Below are 21326 nucleotides of genomic sequence, written 5' to 3'. Positions count from 1 at the left end.
ATAATAGAAATATAGAAGAAGGTATATCGCTGAGATGGTTGCAGAGATATACCTTTTTTCGATGTCTATCTAAACATAATATAATGCCATCAAGCGAAATAAACGATTGGAGCTATACATAAAAGGGTAATATTAAGAGTTAGCATGTCTAACAATTTTCTAAAATTGGGAGGAATGTAATCATGTTGACTCAACCTTATCGTCCGGTCGCTTATCGAACTGAGCACAGCTTTGCTGGCATGGAACCTATTCCGACTCAAATGAACAATCCAACACTACCAACTTATCGTGAACCTAATCGTTTAAATACTCGTACTACTGATTTGTCATTGCATCAGAAATTACAAAATAATCTTGGTAAAAACGGAATGTTCTATATGATTCCTAGTCGTGAGGTTATCCATAGTGATTATCGTGGTCTATTAGAAGCTACAGGAGAAGATCATATTGTTATTCGTGATCTGAATACAGGGCTTCGACATGTATTACCGTTGACTTCACTGGATTATGCCGTATTTACAGAACCGAATGGTGCGTATACCCATATTTCCGGACAGAATCCTTCTATTCATGCACCATCGACACGTATGTAATCGTAGCTGAATAACATAAACTGTATTTATGATAAAAGAAGCGCCAGTTCAGTGGTTGAATCCAACCGTTGAACTGGCGCTTTTTATCTATTTGTCGCTTTATATCTACTTATCATTCTTTGGTAACAGACAAGCTATAATTTAAGGATTAACGCTATCGTTATAATCTTTCAATTTCTGTGTGATTTGCGCTGCTGCATCACTTAGAGCAGCTTGAGGTTCTTTGGAACCGTTAAGAGCTTCTTCAATCGCTGTCTCTGTTAATTGACGTGCTTCTGTGAAAATACCCATTACAGCACCTTGAGTCGCTGGATCGATTTTGGTATTGTGCAATTGATCTACAGCAGTCTCGAATTGAGGATATTTCTTCATGTTTTCTTTGACCAAATCTTCATTATAAGCAGCTTTGGTAATAGGGAAGTAGCCTGTATTTACATGCCAGTAAGCTTGTTGTTCTGGTTCTGCTAAGAACTTGATAAATTTCCAAGCCGCTTGTTGTTCTGCTGCGGGCTTGTCATTCATAATCCAAAGACTTGCACCCCCGATAACCACGCCGCCTTTACCGATATCACTAGAAGATACTTTAGGCAATGGAGCTGTTCCGACTTCAAATTTACCTTCTGTCGAGCTAATCAATCCACGAAGAGAAGCTGTACTATCCATCGTTACGGCAACCTGACCCGCAGCAAATGCTTTTTTCGTATCATCTGTTTTACGACCTAGATTGAGCATGTATTTCTCATCAATTAACTTTTTCCACCATGTTAAAAATTTCACGCCAGGCTCAGTACCTAATTGAGATTCAGTTGCAAGTGCTGTACGACCATTATCATTATTTAATAATGTTGCATCCTGGCTTGCAAACATTTGCTCCATTAACCACCCGTAGATCGGTAATGACATTCCTGTTTGTCCATCTTTGGTTAAAGCTTTAGCTGCTTTTTCCCATTCATCTAATGTTTTAGGAGGATTTTCTGGATCTAGACCTGCTTTTTTGAAAGCATCTTTGTTATAGTAGAAAATCGGATTAGATGTGTTAAAAGGCATAGAGTACAACTGATTATCAAATGTATAGTATTTCAAAATATTCGGTTCGAATTGAGAAGTATCAAATTTGTCTGCATCGATAAATTGTTGCATTGGTGTGATCGCTTGAGAATCGATCATATAACGTGTACCTACATCATACGTTTGAATCATTGTAGGGCCGCTACCTGATCCCATCGATGTTTTGAATTTGTTGATACTTGCGTCATAATCCCCTTGGAAAATAGCTTCGACTTGAACATCTTTTTGAGAATCATTGAACTTTTTAACTAACTCATCAACTACTTTATTCAAATCGCCACTCATCGAATGCCACCAGACTATTTTTACAGGACCGGAAGAAGTCTCGCTAGCTGCATCAGCAGTTGTACCTGTAGATGCTGTAGAACCTGTTGTACTTTGACCTCCACCACAAGCTGCCAGGAATAAAAATAGGCATAAACTAAGCAAACTCCATGTTTGACGCGAACGATTGATTTTCATTTCTTTTCGTATTCTCCTTTTGGTTGACAAAATTTTGAATAGATAATCTATGAGTTAGCCCTTCAGTGCACCTGCTGTTAGACCGCCTACAAGACGACCCAGACCTACAGCAAGAAGAACAAGAGAAGGGAGCATCACCAACACAATACCAGCCATAACGACATTCCACGCAGTAACATCGGCAAATTGCAACATACTAATACCGATCTGTACTGTACGCATACTTTCACTATTCGTAATTAGTAGTGGCCACAGATACATATTCCAATGATTTAGGAAAGAATAGATACCCAGTGTAGCTAGCCCTGGCATTGATAAAGGCACAGCCAGTGAAGCAAAAATACGAATATGACCACAACCATCAATACGAGCAGCTTCCATTAATTCTTTAGGCAATTGTAGGAAGAACTGACGCATCAGAAATGTACCAAAAGCAGTCGCTAGAAAAGGAACCGTTAATCCTTGATAGGAATCTAACCAGCCCCAGCTACGAACAGTTAGATAGTTGGGAATTACAGTCACTTCCCACGGGATCATCATTGTAGCCATAAATAGACCGAACAAAATTTTACGACCCGGAAATCGTAGAAATGCAAATGCGTAAGCAGCCATACAGGATGTAATCAAATTTCCGACCGTAATGATACTACTCGTCAAAAAGCTATTTACAATAAACCGAATAATCGGAATATTATTCATTACCGTTATAAAGTTATCGATATTGATACCTGATGGCAAAAAGCGCGGCGGATATGTAGCTGATTCAGATTCAGTCATAAATGAATTGGAAACGGCAATCCAAAAAGGTAAAAGAATAAGCACTGCAGCTACAATCATAAAGAAATAAGCCATCCCTGTGCGCATTAGACCTTGTCTCATTGGTAATGCACCTTCTTTTCACCGAATTTGAATTGAATCAGAGTTAAGATCAAGATCATAACGAATAATACCAATGCTTGAGCACTTCCTGTCCCAAAGCGGAAATTCATAAAAGCATCTTGATACAGATTGTAGACAATGACGTTGGTACTGTTCATGGGTCCACCTTTAGTTAGAATATTAATCTGTCCAAACGCTTGAAATGCACCAATCATCGACGTCACACTAGCAAAGAAAATGGTAGGCGAGATGAGTGGTAAAGTAAGTTGAACAAAAGTACGAATAGGGCTTGCTCCATCCATACGTGCACTTTCATAAATATCTTCAGGTACACCTTCCATACCACCGAGTAGAAGGATAAATAAGAAGCCTAGATTCATCCAGATCGTCATTATAGAGATAGAGATCAACGCCCAATTCGGATCGGTTAACCAGTTAATCGTTGGTAATCCCGCAACACTCAGAAAATAATTTAACGTTCCAAGCGTAGGATGAAAAAGAACCATCCAGATCACTGAACCCGTACTCACCGATATAGCGAGAGGTAGAGCAAAAATAAAGCGGAAGATGCGACTACCTTTGATACGGCTTCGGCAAAATGCAGCTAAGATCAATGCTAGGATCAATGTTGTCGGTACCGTAAACAACATAAATTGAGTAGTTACCCACAAACTGCTGAGAAATGTATCGGAAGTAAATAAATTTGTAAAGTTTTTAAACCCTACAAATTTGGCAACATCTCCACGTGGTGTAGTGGAATGAAGACTGAGATACACCGATTTGATCAGTGGATAAAAAAGAAATATACCAAACAGTAATATAGAAGGAGCTAGAAACAAAGCTGCAAGTATATATTCACTGTAACGGCGGGTCTGACGGGGATAACGCACGATAGAACGAGTTTTTCGAATCGAACGTTTCGTTGAAAATACTGACGTTTTATCCAAGTTAACACTTACCTCACTTTCATCATTTGCTTCCTTTTTGATCATCTTGCTACGTGGTTCAGTATAAATACAGGATGTTAAGAGAAATGATTATCTATGTAAAAGATTTGTAATCGGATGAATAGAGCATTTGACGGGAGGGTTTGAGACGATATAATAAAGTAAGGAACATGTATAATCATACATAACTAAAAGAAGGGAGTGAGGACACTTGGGAAAATGACGGTGCATGTGATGTGGCGGCAAATTCAAAAAACAAATATACGAAGGAGGTGAACCCGTAACTGTCTATCAATTTGACAGTACGGGATATACACTTGACTGACCCCTTACCCAGTTTACTTAATTTAGTTTTGGTGGCATTTCTGGTGATGCTCAATGGATTTTTTGTATCGGCTGAATTCGCAATGGTTAAAATTCGCAGTAGTCGATTAGAAACATTAGTCGATGGTGGTAGTAAAAGAGCGCGCTTTGCGCAAACGATCGTAAACAATCTGGATGCTTACCTTTCTGCTTGTCAGTTAGGGATTACACTGGCATCGCTTGGATTGGGGTGGATTGGTGAACCAGCAATTGCTGACCTGATCAGACCTATATTTACGGCATTTGGCTGGAATAATGATGTAGCTGTACACACTGTCTCTATCGTTATTGCTTTTGTTGTAATCACGGTATTGCATATTGTACTTGGAGAGCTTGCTCCGAAGTCTCTGGCGATTCGCAAAGCGGAAGTCGTGAGCTTATGGACAGCAGCACCGATGCTCTTATTCCATAAAATCATGTATCCCTTTATCTGGGTGTTGAACGGCATGGCGAACGCTTTACTCAAAATGTTTGGTATTGCTCCGGTCTCTGAAGAAGATTCCGCTCACACAGAAGAGGAAATACGTATACTTATGAAGGAAAGCAACAAAAGCGGACTGATCGATAATACCGAACTGGCGCTGGTTGATAATATATTCGAATTTGCTGATACAACCGCCCATGAGATCATGATCCCACGTACAGAAATGATCTGTCTGAGTCTACACGGTTCCAAAGAAGAAAATTTGGAACTGGCTTTTGAAGGAATGCGTACTCGTTATCCTGTATGCGATGGCGACAAAGATCATATTGTCGGATTTGTGCATATTAAAGATTTGATGCGTTATCAAAGTGTAGATTCAGCCAAATTGATCCGTCCCATTATAGCTGTACCTGAATCAATCAAAATTAGTGAACTGATGAAGCTCATGCAACGTGGCAAAACACAGATTGCAATTTTGATTGATGAATATGGTGGTACAGCGGGTCTAGTAACTCTTGAAGACATTATGGAAGAAATCGTCGGCGAAATTCAGGATGAATTTGACCATGAGCGTCCAGCTGTAGAACCTATTGATGATATGACTTACTCCATTGATGGAATGATGTTAATTGAGGAGATCAACACACGGTTCTCATTGGATTTGGATTCGACAGAATACGATACCATTGGTGGTTGGCTGTATTCCCGAGTGGAGTCTTTACCTCCGCAAACCGGGCAAAGTGTGGCACATGAAGGACATCTGTTTGTGATCGAAGAGACGGAACAGAAGCGTATTTCAAGGGTGAAATTAGTCATTACGCAATTCGCAACAACTCATAATCAGGCAGGAGCCTGAACATCTTGCAAGTAAAACAAAGAGCAAATGACTGATCACTTCAGTCATTTGCTCTTTTATTACATATACACCTCAAAGACATAAGCGAGCATTTTCGTTTATGTCTTTTTTTATACTCGGAGGCTATAAAGGTAGTTTTTGCAGATAAAAAATATACTTTAATTCTTTTTATCTAACAGTGTAAGTTTTTTCTTTACAGATGCCGATATAGATGATATCATCTAACACTGTAAGAGATAATCTAACGGTGTTAGATATAATTAGATAAATAATCTCTCTTCTGCCTTGTAGCTATTGAGTTATACATGAGGTTGTAGCGAATAGTCTAGTTGTTAATAAATAATAAAAGAAAGTAGTGATTGATATGGATGCAAAAAACTTGTATTACTTTGAAGAAGCGCCTATTGCAAAGTCTGTAGCTCATTTTGCTGTGCCGATGATGTTAGGAATGTCGATGAGTGTAATCTATTCGATTTTAAATGCGTATTTTATTGGTACACTCCACAATACAGCGATGTTAACTGCATTAGCATTAACATTACCTTTATTTGCAGTGATTATGGCGTTGGGCAATTTGCTAGGGATAGGGAGCGGAGCGTTTATCTCTCGTTTATTAGGGGAGAAAAGATATAACGATGTCAAACATGTATCTTCGTTTGCTTTTTATAGTAGTCTAATACTGGGCTTACTGGTGGTAGTATTCGGACTTCCTTTGCTTGATCCCATCGTGCATTTTTTGGGCGCTAATTCAGAATCATTTGCGTTTACCAAAGACTATGTCATGATTATGCTTGCTGGTTCACCGTTTATTTTATTATTTTTTATGCTTGAAAATATTGTACGTTCTGAAGGTGCAGCTACTACTTCGATGATGGGTATGATTTTGAATGTGATCGTAAATATTATTCTGGATATGGTAGTCATTTTTGTTTTTCATTGGGGTATTATTGGAGTGGCTTCTGCTACAGTTATTTCTAATTTGGTAGCAAGTGCGTATTATATTTTTCATATCAGATACAGTAGTCAATTTTTGACGGTTTCAATCAAAGCGTTCAAAATCAATACAGAAATAGTAAGCAACGTATTCAAAATTGGAGTACCGGTGTTTATTATGAGTCTTTTTATGGGAGCCATGTCTTTGATTTTTAATCGTTTTCTGATCGAATATGGGGAACAAGCTGTAGCTGGATTTGGAATTTCATCACGTTTGCTACAATTTCCTGAATTTATTTTGATGGGATTATGTGAAGGTATTGTACCTATGATTGCTTTTAATTTTGCAGCAAATAAAGAACGGATGAAACAAACGATTACATTTACGATTAAAATGATTGTGATATTAGCGACTGTATTCGGTGCTATTGTTTACTTGATTTCAGATCATTTAATAGGGTTATTTACACAAGATATACAATTGATCGAAATGGGAAGTTATATTCTACACGTAACGTTTTTATCTTTATTTATCACTGGAATCACTGTGTTATTTACAGGTATTTTTCAAGCAACCGCACAAGGAACTGCGGCATTTGTAATGTCTATTATTCAAGGGATAACATTGATACCTGTATTGTATATCGCTAATCAAATGAATGGATTTCACGGAGTGATCTGGTCATTGGTTATTTCGGATGTCGTGGCATTTCTGGTCGGTGCTATCATGCTGTATATATTGCGTAACAAATTACAGCCTGATTTGGAAAGTATCGTAGCTTAAAACAAACCAGATATAGAATAGAAAAGTTGATATGTTAATACAAAAATGATAACAACGTATAGAATAGAAGAGTAGAAGTATAAAAGTAAACACTAAAATAGCCACAACCCTCTTAACAGAAATAGAAGAGAGTTGTGGCTATTTTTTATATTTATATACTTAAAAATGAAGTATAAAATTAATTGTAACGATGTAACGATGTAACGATGTAACGATGTAACGGCTTAGCGACGACGATCTGCATCTTCGCTTTCAGCGTCGATTTCTTCGTCCTCTTCCGTTACCTGTAACTCGGTATCGCCTTCATCATCAGCTACATAACGATCTAGATCTTCACCACGCTGTACATGACGTTGACCGCCTTCAATATCGTTACCAGCAAACTTCTCGATATCTTCTACAGTGCCAGTGTCTTTATTTTCTCCACCTTCAGCAAGTTCGTTGTAGCTTTCTACATCACGTTGTGTAGACATCGCAGGTGAATCAGCTACACCATATTCTTCGACAGCTTGCCATGCACCAGCATCATCGAATTTACCCGTATGACTTTGACGATTTTCACCAGCACCTTTAGCAGCAGGTGTAATCAAATCTTCCTCGATAGGACGGTAATCATTCACACCGCCGCCTTCTTCAGCACTTTCACCGACTAACATAGTCGTATAAGGCAGTGCTTGTAGACGTTCGAAAGGAATTTGCTCACCGCTAATTTCACTGACTCCATATGTGCCATCTTCGATACGTTGTAGTGCAGCATTGACTTGATCTAGCTTATCATCCATATTGTCGTCGATAGCCATATCACGTTCACGCTCATATGTTTCTGTACCCAAATCAGCAGGGTGGTTATCTACAGAAGACAATTCACCCGTAGAATCAAGCTCAGATTCAACTTGGCCATCAGTTGTATCATTTTCCATATTAAAATGGCGTTCAAGTGCCTCTTTATCTTCTAAAAGACTATTTTTCAATTCCTCAATTTGTGCAGATGTTAAATGTTTCATTGGATATTGCCCCTTTCAAAACGAGTTATCGTCAAGTTATTAAGTATATGTTAGTTTGTATAATCTATTCTCCAATTACCCTACTACACTCAAAATCAATCGCTTGTTAATAAAAGGGAAAGTTTGGTTAATACAAAACTAGCAACATTAAAATTTGAAAGGGGAGAATTAATGTGAAAGCACTAACATACCAGGGTAAGCGTAAAGTTAAAGTCAAAGAGGTAGAAGATGCGAAGTTACAAAAACAAGATGATGTTCTAATCCGTATTACATCTACAGCAATTTGCGGATCTGATTTGCATATATTTAATGGAGCTATCCCGGGTATGGATGGAGATTATGTTATCGGACATGAGCCGATGGGAATCGTAGAAGAAGTAGGGCCAGAAGTAACCAAAGTGAAAAAAGGCGATCGTGTTATTATTCCTTTTAACGTATCTTGTGGCGAATGTTTCTTCTGTAAAAACGAAATGGAAAGCCAATGTGATAATGCAAATGAGAATCCTGAAAAAGATACAGGCGCAATGTTTGGTTATTCCAATACTTATGGCGGATTCGCTGGTGGACAAGCAGAATACTTACGTGTACCATATGGTAACTTCTTACCATTTGTTATTCCAGATAGTTTGGAAGTTCCTGATGAAGACGTGCTATTCTTGTCTGACGTTATCCCAACAGCGTACTGGAGTGTTGAAAGCGCTGGCGTGAAAAAAGGTGATACGGTTATCGTACTTGGTTGCGGTCCAATCGGCTTAATCACTCAAAAATTCGCTTGGCAAAAAGGAGCAAAACGCGTTATCGCTGTCGATCATATCGATTACCGTCTAGCTCATGCGAAGCGTACTAATAATGTAGAAACGGTTAACTTCAAAGATGTAGGCGATGCAGATCAATATCTGATTGAACTTACAAGCGGTGGAGCAGACGTTGTTATCGACTGTGTAGGTCTAGATGCAGAGAAATCAACGATCGAGAAAGTAGAAACAGCTTTGAAAATTCAAGGCGGTTCACTAGGAGCTTTCCAATTGGCAAGTAATGTAGTACGCAAATTCGGTACGATTCAATTAACAGGGGTATATGGATTGAACTATAACCAATTCCCACTAGGTCACTTATTTGAACGTAATATTCAGTTGAAAATGGGTCAAGCGCCTGTAGTTCACTATATGCCAGAGTTGTTCAAACAAATTCAAACAGGACAGTTCAGCGCTGCTGATATCATCACTCACCGTCTTTCTTTGGATGAAGCAGAGCATGGTTATCATGTATTTGATAGCAAAGAAGAGAACTGTATCAAAGTCGTACTTAAACCATAATAGGTTCTTAATCAGCAGACTAGCCGTTAACAATATGTATCTCATCGATTAAAAAAGTGTAGATTCCTTGTGGAGTCTGCACTTTTTTTGTGCTCTGATCTTGCAAAAGCGATATGTTCATCTTATAATTTGATAATGATAATCATTTTCAATTAGAGAAAGAAAAGTAAACTTGATTATCGCTATTCGAATTATTATTTCTGAAAGGAAGCGTTGAAATGAATATCTCTCTTCCCGCATTTCACCATGCGTTTTATACATTATCTTTGCGCAAGCCTGAACAACCAGACAGTATTATTCGAATAGGAGAAGTGCAGTTTGGTGGTGGGCGCTTTGTAGCGATTGTGTCGACAGAAGCAGAATCAAGAATCGAAATGGAGCAAGATGCCGCTGCAATTAGTCGTTCAGGAGCACAGATCATCGCCGGTCATTGGAAAGAGCAGAATGAAGGCATTCCATTTCGTAAAATGAGTACATTACAACGTGTAGCCAATCAATATGGACTACTGACAATGCTCGAAGTAACAGCTCATGAACAATTGAAAATATGTGAAGAATATGCGGATCTGATTGCTATTGATATTCGTTTATTACGTAATCAATTATTATTACGCCGATTAAGTAGTGTGAAGCGCCCGATTATTTTGAAGCGTAGTCATCAAGATTCGTATGAAGATTTGTTAGGAGCCGCTGAATATTTATTATCTCATGGTAATCCCAATATTATTTTATGTGAAGGAAGTATGTGTCCTTTTGAAAATATACAATATAACTCGCTAGATATAGCTGCGATTCCAGAATTGCGCCAATTAACTCATCTACCTGTTATTGCTTATCCTGTACATTGTATCTCTAATGGAAATACGCTTAACTCACTGACCAAAGCCTGTGTAGCAGCAGGAGCTGATGGATTATTATTAGAATTGAAGTCTACGGCTGAAAATAATCAAGCCAGCACCTATCCTACACCGACTCAAGCTTTATCAACAGAAGAATATGCCGCATTAATGCATGATGTACGGATGCTTGCACTGGTATGTGGACGACGAATGAGCCGGATGAAGAATTAACAAATATTGATAAGTATTGAGTATTATCGAAAAGTTAAGGTCTGAACTGCTCAATCGGTGTTGCATGAATTTTTAATTTGTGTTTTTGGATCTCTTGATATAGCGTCTCAGAAATGATCGGATTCGAAATGTATGTATATTCCAGTGTGAAAAATTCATCTTGTTTGATTTTTTGCTCATCTAATATAATCTGCTCAAACCCTTTGGCTATACGGCGTGGTGGTTGCTCGATAGAGCGTAGAACCAGTTTTTTGCCAGCATATTGAGATTGTTCGTAATCGACACAATCAAGAGACTTTAATCGATGAGCAATCCAGTATGTTCCTGGTACAGGCTCCTGATTATAATAGTATATCTGTGCAGGGATAAACTGTGCGACTACGTTCCATTGTTCTAGCAGTTGCTTGCATGCATCGGATACAACAGTAGCTCTATTACCCGTATAGAAAAAATCAACATCCATTTTTCTCAAGTTAGAATCCAAGATGACTTCAGCAGTCGTATGTGTCGGTAATTCTGTGTGGTCTGGATCGTAATATTGATCCAGTACAGGCAGGAATGTAGCTCCTCCTGAAATAAATCCTTTGCGTGGATACTGATATTCCAAAACATAATATTGCATAGCGTATATTCATTCCTTTCGACTCTGAAAATATCTTTGGTTCTATGTATTGTGAAAAAATGAGCTGAAATAATTATAATAAAAGACCTGTCATATCACAAATGACAGGTCTTTTATCGTTATTCATATGAATGACTGTTGCTGATAGATAATCAAAGAAATACGATTAAAATGCCCATTCGCCTTGACGGAATACAGGTTCTTTTTCGCCGTCTTTAGTGATACCATAGATATCCATTTCACCGGAACCAATCATAAAGTCGACATGAGTAAGACTGTTATTCAGTCCACGTTCATTCAATTCATCACGAGACAATTCTTTACCACCGATCAAGTTAAATGCGTATGCACTACCGATCGCAAGGTGATTCGAAGCGTTCTCATCAAACAATGTATTGTAATAAAGAATATTGGACTCAGAGATCGGTGATTTGTGAGGCACTAATGCAACTTCACCAAGATAGTGAGAACCTTCATCCATACTTACCAGACGCTCTAATGTATCTTGTCCTTGCTGTGCTTCTATACCTACAATACGACCGTCTTTGAATGTTAATTTGAAGTTGTCGATAATGTTACCACCATAACTTAATGGCTTAGTGCTACTTACATAGCCATTAACATCACTTTTCAGTGGAGCTGTAAATACTTCTTCTGTTGGCATATTTGCCATAAATGTAAATCCACGCTCGCTTGTACTTTCTGCTGCTGCCCATAGATGACCTTCAGGAAGTCCAATCGTTAAGTCTGTTCCAGGTGCAACATAATGTAATTGTTTGTATGCTTTATCGTTTAGATATTTGGATTTAGTATTTAATAATTCAACATGTTTTTCCCATGCTTCGATCGCATCGCCATTACCTACACGTACTGCTTTGAGGATCGCATCCCACATAGCAGATACTTGCTCTTCTTTAGCCACATCAGGGAATACTTTAGCAGCCCAAGCTTCTGAAGGTACAGCAACAATCGACCAGCTTAATTTTTCAGATTGTACATATTCACGATATTTAGCTAATGCTTTATTTGCTGTCATTTGATAAGTAGAAATGCGTTCTGGATTAACTCCTTTGAGCAAATCAGGATCATCTGAAACGACATGCAAAATCGCTCCGCCATCTACTGCAAGTTCTTCCATTTCAGCAGCATACCATTTTGGACCAATTTCAAATGATTCATCTGGAGCCAGATCATAACGCATACGTGCGATTTGATCGTCACTCCAATTGACTTTAACAAGAACAGCACCAGCTTCATATGCTTTTTTGGTCACTACACGTACAAATTCAACAGCATCAATCGAAGCATTGATCACCAAACGCTGACCTGGCTGTATATTAACACCGACACGTACCGCAAGTTCGGCGTACTGTTCTAATTTGCTCTGAAAATCTGACATTGATAAATTCCTCCATTTCAAATACAAAAATGTGTCAAAGAATCATTTTATGATCCGTCTTATCTATTTTACAGGAATCTATTCACAAAGAAAACAAAATGTATAAATGTATAAATTTCCATATCCAAAAATAAAATTTGGTTTCTTTAAAAAAATGGTCTAGAATACTGTATAAATTGATATATTTATTATGAATCCGTTATCGGTTGATGTGAGGTAAGAGAGGGGCAATCTGGATGGTATCCGATTGGAGAGTAGCAGAAGAAGCATTACGCCGCATAGGTGTCAGTGGTAGTGATGATAATGATCCGGTAGTTATATCTGGTTATGCAGATGGAGCACGATGTATAGGGATAGGAACAGATGCGGCTGTATTTACGTATGATCAAGTTCCTGAGTATGCCTTTAAGCTGTTTACACCGGAAGCGATTGATAAAATTCAATCTGAAGTATTTGTATATGAGCGATTAGCAGGTTCACCTTATTTCCCGACCTGTTATGGTAGAGGTACGAACTATCTGGTAATGAGTTATGAAGAAGGGCCGACACTACAAGATTGTTTGTTACAAGGGATTGAAGTTCCTGAGCAAGTCATTTTGGATGTAGAAGCTGCTAGAGAGTATGTACGTAGCATTGGTCTGAATCCACGGGATATTCATTTAAAAAATGTAATTGTACAAAATGGACATGCTAAAGTAATTGATGTGTCTGAGTATATTCAAAAAGGTGATGATAAGCGCTGGGATCATCTCGTATGGGCATATTATCAATTTTATAGTCGGATATCCGGGAAAAGTATTCCGTCATGGGTACTCGATACGGTCAAAAATTGGTATTCACGTCTAGGTAAAACGAATATCGATCTTGAAGAATTTGCGAAAAGAGCAGGCGAACTGTTCTCTAAATATATGAAATAAAAAAAGAAAGGAAGTTCTCTACATCATCTTGTAGAGAGCTTCCTTTTTATAATAAAGCAGACAGTTAAAAAGAAATCAAAGCGTAACCAAAGCAAGTTGCAAATTAAAGTTTGAATCCAGCTAATAGTTGTTGAAGATCTTCAGCAAGTGAAGAGAGGTAACGAGCAGATTCAGATACTTCTTCCATAGTTGATAATTGTTCTTCACTCGCAGCATTCATTTCTTGAATACCTGCTGAGCCTTGTTCAGATAGAGCACTTAAATGTTCCATCGCTTCAGAGATTTGTTGAGATTGTACAGTGATAGATCCAACCATCAAACGTGTGCCACCGATCTGTTCTACAGTATCTGCAACCGCTTGACGAATCGCTTCAAACGCTACGTTTACGCGTTCACTGCTTTGAACCCCGGCTTGTACATTACTTACAGACGTATGAACTTGTTCGACTGCTTTTTGACTTTCTGATTGTACATCTGAGATCAATGCTGTAATTTGCGTAGAAGATTGTGCTGCACCTTCTGCAAGTTTGCGAATCTCATCTGCAACGACTGCGAATCCACGTCCAGACTCACCGGCACGAGCCGCTTCAATTGAAGCATTTAGAGCAAGCAAGTTGGTTTGTTTGGCAATTTGTTGAATCGCTTGTGAAGCCAATCCAATCTCATCTGATTTTTGGTTCAAGCTAGTCAATACATTCAAGTTATCCTGAATATTACTTGCCAGATTATGGATCAAATGAGTAATTTCTTGCACTTCACTAATTCCATTACCAGCGGTTTCTTCCATATGATTCGTAAGTGCTTGAACATTTTTATTGCTTGTTTGTAACTGTTTCATTTTATCGGTCATTTCATTTGTTGCATTCGTTACCTGGTTAACCGTTTCGACTTGAGATTCGAATCCAGTTGATAATTCGCCAGAAGAAGTAGCAATATGGGAAGAAGCTTTGGCTGTTTGTTCAGCACTAGCTGTTAATTGTTCCGATGAAGCAGAGAGAGTCATTGCACTTTCGTCTACTTTTTTCGTAATTTCACGAATACTCGATATCATAGTATTGAATCCAGCAGACAATTGACCAATCTCATCTCGGGATGCGTAATCGGAATGAACTGTAAGATCACCATCTGAAGCATTAGTCATTAATTGTGTTACATTGTTGAGAGGACGTACAATCAAGCGTACGATCCAACCACCTAGTAGTAGGGAGATAATCAATCCTATTACAAATAGAATACCTGTAATCCATTGAGACTGGCTATATTGTTGATCAGCAGCTACTTTGGCATTGCCTGCTTCATCAATAAGATTAGTACGCATAGCATTCAATACTTCGTTTAGTTGAGTACGTTGGCTATTAAGATTCGCATAGGCTTGAAAAGCTTGCTGATTCTGGTTAGCGGCTGCTAATGCGGCAATTTTATCGCGTTGTTCTGAAAATGCTGTTGCTAACGGAACCAGTTCAGCGGCTAACTTTTGATTAGAAGGACTCAATGTCATTTGTCCCATCATTTCAAATTGTTCTTTATTATTGGCTGCAGTGACATTAATTTGATTCACCAAACTTTTATTAACGGTTGGATCAGTCGTCTGCATTAATTCAAGAAGGCTAGCGGCATTATCACCGTAGTTCATAATAATTTGATCCATAATCGTAAGAGAGCGCATATTGACTTCGTACATATTTGAAGCGACTTTGGACATTTGATTAGTCATTAATGTGCCTGTAGCGCTTAACATCACTAAAACGAGTAGATTTACTACAATAAGCGTAATGATTTTAGTTCTAACTTTCCAATTTCTCATGCTGTTTTCTCCTGACTGAATATATATTATATTTTGAAGCGGGCAAGAGTTGTTTGTAAGTTCTCAGCTAAATCAGCTAAATAACGTGCTGCACTTGAGACTTCTTCCATTGTAGACAATTGCTCTTCACTTGCAGCGCCTGTCTGTTGAATACCCGCAGAACTTTCTTCTGATATTGCACTTACATGTCCCATAGCTTCTGCAATCGTCTCGGATTGCTTAGCAACTTCTTGAATCAAAGAACCTGTACGAATAATTTTCTCTGTTGTATTACTAACAGAATGTTGAATCGCTTCAAACGCTGTGTTTACACGAGTACTACTAGCTACTGTACTTTGAATACTATCTGACGACTTATGAACCTGTTCAACCGCCATATGACTATCATGTTGAATAGACTGAACCATATTAGAGATCAATGTAGAAGAATCCGCTGTACTGGAAGCAAGTTTACGAATTTCTTCAGCAACTACTGCAAATCCTCTACCTGCATCACCTGCACGAGCCGCTTCAATCGAAGCGTTAAGAGCAAGCAAATTCGTTTGTTGTGCAATCTGTTGAATTGCAGATGAAGCAATACTAATCTGATTGGATTTGTCATTCAAATTAGTCATAACGGCTAGATTATCTTGCATATCTTGAGCTATACCTTGAATTAACTGGGTAATCTCGGTAACTTCGCTTAGTCCATTTTTGGCATCAGCATTCATTTGTTCTGTCATTTGATTAACTTCGTTACTTATTGCTGCTACATGACCCATACGTTCATACATCAAGCCGATTGATTGGTTGACCTGGTTAACAGATTCGACTTGAGATTCGATTCCGGTAGACATTTCATTGGTAGCCACTGCAATATGTTCTGCTGCTTGTGCTGTCTGATCTGCACTTGCTGTTAATTCTTCTGAAGAAGCAGATAACGTCATCGCACTTTCATCAACTTTACGGATAATATCTCTTACATTAGTCATCATCGCATTAAATGAAGTGGTCACTTGTCCAATTTCATCACGAGATTGATAAGAGCCGTTAACGGTAAGATCACCTTCACCAGCACTACCCATTAATTGTTGTAACTGTTTGAGAGGGCGACTGATTATACGGCTAATCCAAAGACCTGCAAGAGCAGAGATTAGAGCGCCAGCAACAAATACAATAATCAATACGAATTTGGCAACAGATGCTAGATGTATAGCTTGTTCATTATTGTTTTGTGCTTCTTTTTTTAGTAAAGCATTTAGTGCTTTGGTTGTATCATTCATACTAACGCGTAATGGTTCGACATCGGTTTGGAAGATACGGTAAGCTTCAGTGTTATTATTTTGTGATGCATTTTGGAGTACTTCTTCAATTTTGGAAGTGTAATCTGTAAGTGACTTGCTGTAAGTATCATAGAGCTTGGTTGCTTCTGGAGTAAGAGTGATCGTACTCATATCTGTATATAAAGTTTGATTTTGGGTCAAACGTTCTTTGATCGAAGAGTCTAATGCTGCATTGCGATCTTTATCTGTAGTAATAATAAATTCAAGTAATGCTGCTTCAATTGTTCTATTATCAATAATGATCTGACTTACATCACTAATGGCTCGGACATTCTGGTTATACATTTCATTGGATTCGGTAGACATAAGATCCGTTGTTTTGTAACCTGCAAATCCAACGATAATCATAAACAATGCACTGAGTAACGTTAAGCTTATAATTTTGGTTTGTACTTTTAAATGTTTCATCAGCTTCATCTCATTCCATTAATAATTAGTAGTTAATAAGTCTTGGTTTTTAAGTAATGTAAATATCTCACATTTTGTCGAATATGTCGATAGATTTTTAAACATTTTTTCATTAAATGTATTTTAATGTATTTTTAAGCAAACATTAATATTAAAATGGTAACTAGAAAAAAACCTATAAATCCCTGAATAAAAGCATTTATTAACATTTTATTGTTATAACAAATTATATTTCGGCAAATTTTTTAAAAAATGTATAGTTATCTAAAAAATAAATAAACAAATATTAATTGTCGAATATAGTCGTAATTTATTTAGTATAAAAGACCCTATTTTACTGAATATAAAATAAATAAACATACTTTGTTGCAAAAAAGGGTATTGAGTAGGAGCGCTTATTTCTAGCGTAGCTTTATTTTGAATGAAGAAAGGAAGATCATTGTGGATAAAAAACATTTGTATATTAACGGGGAGTGGGTTACAGCTCATTCCTATACGCCTTTATATTCTCCATACAATCGTTCTCTAATTGCGGAAGTTGCCGAAGCTAATGAGGAAGAAACCAAGCAGGCTATAGCGGCTGCTTATGAAGCTAGAGCAACGATGCGTGCTATGCCAGCACACCAACGCGCATCTATTTTGGGAAATCTAGCACGACTGTTAGAACAACGTTCAGAAGAAGCAGCACAATTGATAGCACTTGAAGGTGCTAAACCACTACAAGCTGCTCGAACAGAAATAGGGCGTACAGTAGAAACGTATAAATTTGCCGCAGAAGAAGCCAAACGAATTCATGGAGAAACGATTCCACTGGATGCTTCTGTAAGTGGAGAAGGACGAATCGCTTATACGGTCAAAGAGCCTGTAGGTGTGGTAGGAGCGATCACTCCATTTAACTTCCCTATGAATCTGGTTGCACACAAAGTAGGACCTGCTCTTGCTGCCGGAAATACAGTGGTATTGAAACCTGCGGAGCAGACTCCATTATCTTCTTTCTTATTAGCAGAATTATTACAAGAAGCTGGTCTACCTGCGGGAGCGCTAAATGTAGTAACAGGGGATGGCAAAGTGGTAGGTGATGCTATTGTAACCGATGAACGTGTCAAAGCATTGTCATTTACAGGTAGCCCGGCAGTAGGCATTTCGATTCGATCCAAAGCAGGTCTTAAAAAGGTAACATTAGAGCTAGGTTCTAACTCGGGACTGATTATTGACCGTGATACCGATATTCCTGCAATGATTCAGCGTGCCGTCTCCGGTGCATTTGGCAATCAGGGACAAGTCTGTATTTCTATTCAGCGTATTTATGTACATCAAGACATCTTTGAGGATTTTGTAGATCAATTTGTCCAAGCAACGCGTCAACTGAAGCTAGGTGATCCGATGAATGAAGATACTGATGTGTCTGCTATGATCGCACCCAAAGAACAGACAAGAGCAATAGAATGGATAGAAGAAGCCGTATCTCAAGGAGCAGAGATTGCGTATGGAGGTACAATAGAAGAAGATCTTCTTTTACCTACTGTATTGTTACGAGTGAATCCCGAGGTACGTGTCGCTTGTCAGGAAGTATTCGCTCCTATTGTGATGATCAATCCTGTGGCAGATATGGAAGAAGGGATTCGTGAAGTCAATCGTTCTAATTATGGATTGCAAGCAGGGATCTACACACAACAACTGTCAACAGCATTTCAAGCGGCTGAGAAATTAGAAGTAGGTGGAGTGATCGTTAATGATATCCCATCATTCCGTGTTGATCATATGCCATATGGTGGAGTAAAACAAAGTGGAATAGGACGCGAAGGAATTAAGTATGCGTTAGAAGAAATGTTAGAGACTAAGTTAGTAGTCTTTAAAAAATAAGCCAGTACACCAAAATAATTTCCAGTTAAATTGATAAAAATCTGTTTATGAGCGCCCTGATTCTTATAACCTTTTTTCTCTTTTTATGAATCTGAATTTAATTAAGACTTAATTACTGCTGAAAAGTAGAATTAAGTCTTTTTTACGTGTGAAAAGTAAGGTAGTTTTCTCCAAATGATACTAAACTGTACAGCTCATGTCAGATAAATCAGCTATTTTCATCTTTTTCCATATTTTTATCTAAAAAGGTATTTATTTTTTTTAGGAATCATGATACGATTCCTTTCAGACGCAAGAAGAAATCCACAAAATGATTTATTTGGTAAAATATGAGCGTCCAAAAGGAGGGGTACCGGTTACTGATTGTTGTTGTAGATGTTGCCCGCAGTTTGTAGCTGGCGCTTGAGCGTTCGATACGAATGCTATCATTGAATTTTGGCAAAGGCTCACAGGTACTTAGAAGAAAAAGCACAAAAAGTTGTTATTAGGCAATACCAAAAAACCAAGTGAACAGGGGAGAATACTTTGAAAAAGACGTTTGGATTTATACTTGCCGGTAGTTTGTTGATTGGTGCTCAGGCTCCAGCTTTTGCTGCTTCTGCTAATGAAGTAACACCACTAGGAGATTACACTCCACAAGTAATTACACAATCTACTTTGGTAACAAGCGGATTGGCTGGTGATGCAAAAGTATGGAAATTCTTGGACAGACAAAAACGTACAATTGCCGGAGATCAACAAGCAACTGCACAACAAGTTTTTGATATTACTAAACGTCAAGCGGATTCCTCTACAGGTACAGAACATTATCGCATCAACCAAATCTACGAAGGCGTTCCAGTATACGGTGCAGAACAAACATTGCACTTTGATAAAACAGGAAATGTATCTTTGTACTTGGGTAGCGTAGTTGAAGATGTCTACGGTAAATTAAGCGATGCTAAAGATGCAAAAGCAGCTGTAACTCCAAAAATTAGCGCTTCTGAAGCAATCAAAATTGCTGAAAAAGATGCTGCTTCTAAAATTGGTTCATTAGGTGAAGCTCAAAAAGCACCAAGTGCTAAATTGTATGTATATGCTCCAGAAGATAAAGCTAGCTTAGCTTATGTAACTGAAGTAAACGTACTTACTCCTGAACCACTTCGTACACGTTACTTTATCGATGCTAAAGATGGTTCAATCTTGTTCCAATATGACTTGATTGAGCATGCTACAGGAACAGGTAAAGGGGTATTGGGCGATACGAAGTCGTTCACAACAACTGTATCTGGTTCTAGCAACTTGTTAATCGATAGTACACGTGGAAAAGGTGTACAAACATATACGGCAGCTAACCGTAGTACTTTGCCAGGATCAACAGTATCCAGCACAAGCAGTACATTTAATGATCCTGCTGCTGTAGATGCTCATACTTACGCAGAAAGAGTATATGATTTCTACAAATCTAACTTTGGACGTAACAGTATTGATGGTAATGGTCTAGCTCTTAAATCTACCGTTCATTACTCTACTAACTACAACAATGCATTCTGGAACGGAACGCAAATGGTCTATGGAGATGGCGACGGTTCTACATTCGTTCCATTGTCTGGTGACTTGGATGTTGTAGGTCATGAATTGACTCACGGTGTAACCGAGTATACAGCTAACCTTGAATACTATGGTCAATCCGGTGCTTTGAATGAAGCAATCTCTGATATGTTCGGTAACACGATCGAAGGTAAAAACTGGTTGATCGGTGATGCAATCTATACTCCAGGTACTTCTGGTGATGCTCTTCGTTACATGGATAACCCTGCTAAAGGTGGACAACCAGCTTCAATGTCTGCTTATGTAAATACATCCAGTGATAACGGTGGCGTACACACAAACAGTGGTATTCCGAACAAAGCATACTACTTGTTAGCGCAAGGTGGAACATTTGGTGGAGTAAATACAACAGGTATCGGTCGTTCACAAGCGATCCAAATCGTATACCGTGCATTGAACTACTACTTGACTTCTAGCTCTAACTTCTCTGCTTACCGTTCTGCAATGATCCAAGCATCTACAGATTTGTATGGTGCAAACTCTGCTCAAACAACAGCTGTTAAAAACTCGTTGAGCGCTGTTGGTATCAACTAATCTCCAATCGTCATAAATAAAGAAACAGTAAATGATCTCTTAGAGATTGTTTGCTGTTTCTTTTTTTTGGTTTCATTCATGAAAATGTGGTTATTTATATAAAATGAAATTAAAAACACAGATTTAATTTCTGTATTCAAGAAATATGTTGTTTATCAGTTATATTGC

At 38.2% G+C, this 21326-nt stretch carries 16 protein-coding genes; 8 read left to right on the top strand and 8 right to left on the bottom strand.

The genetic code is table 11. From position 1 onward, the window contains the following. Positions 1-182: 182 nt before the first annotated feature. A complete protein-coding gene (locus QCD85_RS09235; protein ID WP_273612471.1) occupies positions 183-593 on the top strand; it encodes a spore coat protein GerQ in 411 nt (136 codons plus the stop codon). A 141-nt stretch (positions 594-734) separates the two neighbouring features. Here the strand turns inward: QCD85_RS09235 and QCD85_RS09230 are convergent, their stop codons facing one another. Genes QCD85_RS09230 through QCD85_RS09220 form a run of 3 tightly spaced genes read right to left on the bottom strand, consistent with a single transcriptional unit; the run spans position 735 to position 3949 of the window. Then, positions 735-2123, bottom strand: a complete 1389-nt coding sequence (locus QCD85_RS09230; protein ID WP_273612470.1) for an ABC transporter substrate-binding protein — start codon at positions 2121-2123, stop codon at positions 735-737. 54 nt (positions 2124-2177) lie between these two features. Further along, on the bottom strand, positions 2178-3002 hold the full coding sequence (locus QCD85_RS09225) for a carbohydrate ABC transporter permease (RefSeq protein WP_301262390.1): 825 nt from the start codon (positions 3000-3002) through the stop codon (positions 2178-2180). Beyond that, a complete protein-coding gene (locus QCD85_RS09220; RefSeq protein ID WP_373461965.1) occupies positions 2999-3949 on the bottom strand; it encodes a carbohydrate ABC transporter permease in 951 nt (316 codons plus the stop codon). Before QCD85_RS09220 ends, QCD85_RS09225 begins: the two co-directional genes overlap by 4 nt. A 317-nt stretch (positions 3950-4266) precedes the next feature. Here QCD85_RS09220 and QCD85_RS09215 point away from each other — a divergent pair, with 317 nt between their 5' ends. Both QCD85_RS09215 and QCD85_RS09210 read left to right on the top strand, forming a co-directional pair. After that, entirely contained in the window at positions 4267-5592 is a 1326-nt protein-coding gene (locus tag QCD85_RS09215) for a hemolysin family protein (RefSeq protein WP_273612467.1), read from the top strand. 364 nt (positions 5593-5956) lie between these two features. Next, positions 5957-7309, top strand: a complete 1353-nt coding sequence (locus QCD85_RS09210) for an MATE family efflux transporter (RefSeq protein WP_274172835.1) — start codon at positions 5957-5959, stop codon at positions 7307-7309. A gap of 224 nt (positions 7310-7533) precedes the next feature. On the opposite strand, the gene QCD85_RS09205 is transcribed toward QCD85_RS09210, so the two are convergent. Then, a complete protein-coding gene (locus tag QCD85_RS09205; protein ID WP_273612465.1) occupies positions 7534-8313 on the bottom strand; it encodes a conjugal transfer protein TraR in 780 nt (259 codons plus the stop codon). A gap of 173 nt (positions 8314-8486) precedes the next feature. Between QCD85_RS09205 and QCD85_RS09200 the strand changes: the two genes are divergently transcribed. Beyond that, positions 8487-9629, top strand: a complete 1143-nt coding sequence (locus tag QCD85_RS09200) for a zinc-dependent alcohol dehydrogenase (protein WP_301262389.1) — start codon at positions 8487-8489, stop codon at positions 9627-9629. Between the two features lie 218 nt (positions 9630-9847). Continuing rightward, positions 9848-10699: a hypothetical protein gene (locus tag QCD85_RS09195; RefSeq protein ID WP_274172836.1), complete on the top strand. Its 852-nt coding sequence runs from the start codon at positions 9848-9850 to the stop codon at positions 10697-10699. A gap of 34 nt (positions 10700-10733) precedes the next feature. Here the strand turns inward: QCD85_RS09195 and QCD85_RS09190 are convergent, their stop codons facing one another. Together QCD85_RS09190 and QCD85_RS09185 are read right to left on the bottom strand one after the other, a co-directional pair. Further along, positions 10734-11321, bottom strand: coding sequence for an imm11 family protein (locus tag QCD85_RS09190; protein WP_301262388.1), 588 nt, complete (start codon positions 11319-11321; stop codon positions 10734-10736). A 166-nt stretch (positions 11322-11487) separates the two neighbouring features. Further along, entirely contained in the window at positions 11488-12720 is a 1233-nt protein-coding gene (locus QCD85_RS09185; protein WP_273612461.1) for an aminopeptidase, read from the bottom strand. A gap of 236 nt (positions 12721-12956) precedes the next feature. Between QCD85_RS09185 and QCD85_RS09180 the strand changes: the two genes are divergently transcribed. Next, a complete protein-coding gene (locus QCD85_RS09180; protein ID WP_069328818.1) occupies positions 12957-13637 on the top strand; it encodes a serine/threonine protein kinase in 681 nt (226 codons plus the stop codon). A gap of 103 nt (positions 13638-13740) precedes the next feature. On the opposite strand, the gene QCD85_RS09175 is transcribed toward QCD85_RS09180, so the two are convergent. Next, complete coding sequence (locus QCD85_RS09175; protein ID WP_301262387.1) at positions 13741-15441, bottom strand: methyl-accepting chemotaxis protein; 1701 nt, start codon at positions 15439-15441, stop codon at positions 13741-13743. 26 nt (positions 15442-15467) lie between these two features. Further along, a complete protein-coding gene (locus QCD85_RS09170) occupies positions 15468-17171 on the bottom strand; it encodes a methyl-accepting chemotaxis protein (RefSeq protein WP_273612459.1) in 1704 nt (567 codons plus the stop codon). A gap of 435 nt (positions 17172-17606) precedes the next feature. Between QCD85_RS09170 and QCD85_RS09165 the strand changes: the two genes are divergently transcribed. Beyond that, entirely contained in the window at positions 17607-19034 is a 1428-nt protein-coding gene (locus tag QCD85_RS09165; RefSeq protein ID WP_301262498.1) for an aldehyde dehydrogenase family protein, read from the top strand. A gap of 525 nt (positions 19035-19559) precedes the next feature. Beyond that, positions 19560-21158 (top strand): M4 family metallopeptidase, encoded by a 1599-nt coding sequence (locus QCD85_RS09160; protein WP_273612458.1) that lies wholly within the window; start codon positions 19560-19562, stop codon positions 21156-21158. The last annotated feature ends 168 nt before the right edge of the window (positions 21159-21326 follow it).

The organism is Paenibacillus sp. PsM32 (assembly GCF_030433815.1).
Lineage (GTDB): Bacteria > Bacillota > Bacilli > Paenibacillales > Paenibacillaceae > Saccharibacillus > Saccharibacillus kyungheensis.
This window is presented reverse-complemented; position numbering and strand designations above follow the sequence as displayed.

Excerpts from the sequence above, each read along its gene's own strand:
- QCD85_RS09235 (WP_273612471.1), top strand. The coding sequence starts at position 183 with ATGTTGACTCAACCTTATCGTCCGGTCGCTTATCGAACTGAGCACAGC.
- QCD85_RS09230 (WP_273612470.1), bottom strand. The coding sequence starts at position 2,123 with ATGAAAATCAATCGTTCGCGTCAAACATGGAGTTTGCTTAGTTTATGC.
- QCD85_RS09225 (WP_301262390.1), bottom strand. The coding sequence starts at position 3,002 with ATGAGACAAGGTCTAATGCGCACAGGGATGGCTTATTTCTTTATGATT.
- QCD85_RS09210 (WP_274172835.1), top strand. The coding sequence starts at position 5,957 with ATGGATGCAAAAAACTTGTATTACTTTGAAGAAGCGCCTATTGCAAAG.
- QCD85_RS09205 (WP_273612465.1), bottom strand. The coding sequence starts at position 8,313 with ATGAAACATTTAACATCTGCACAAATTGAGGAATTGAAAAATAGTCTT.
- QCD85_RS09195 (WP_274172836.1), top strand. The coding sequence starts at position 9,848 with ATGAATATCTCTCTTCCCGCATTTCACCATGCGTTTTATACATTATCT.
- QCD85_RS09190 (WP_301262388.1), bottom strand. The coding sequence starts at position 11,321 with ATGCAATATTATGTTTTGGAATATCAGTATCCACGCAAAGGATTTATT.
- QCD85_RS09185 (WP_273612461.1), bottom strand. The coding sequence starts at position 12,720 with ATGTCAGATTTTCAGAGCAAATTAGAACAGTACGCCGAACTTGCGGTA.
- QCD85_RS09180 (WP_069328818.1), top strand. The coding sequence starts at position 12,957 with ATGGTATCCGATTGGAGAGTAGCAGAAGAAGCATTACGCCGCATAGGT.
- QCD85_RS09175 (WP_301262387.1), bottom strand. The coding sequence starts at position 15,441 with ATGAGAAATTGGAAAGTTAGAACTAAAATCATTACGCTTATTGTAGTA.
- QCD85_RS09170 (WP_273612459.1), bottom strand. The coding sequence starts at position 17,171 with ATGAAACATTTAAAAGTACAAACCAAAATTATAAGCTTAACGTTACTC.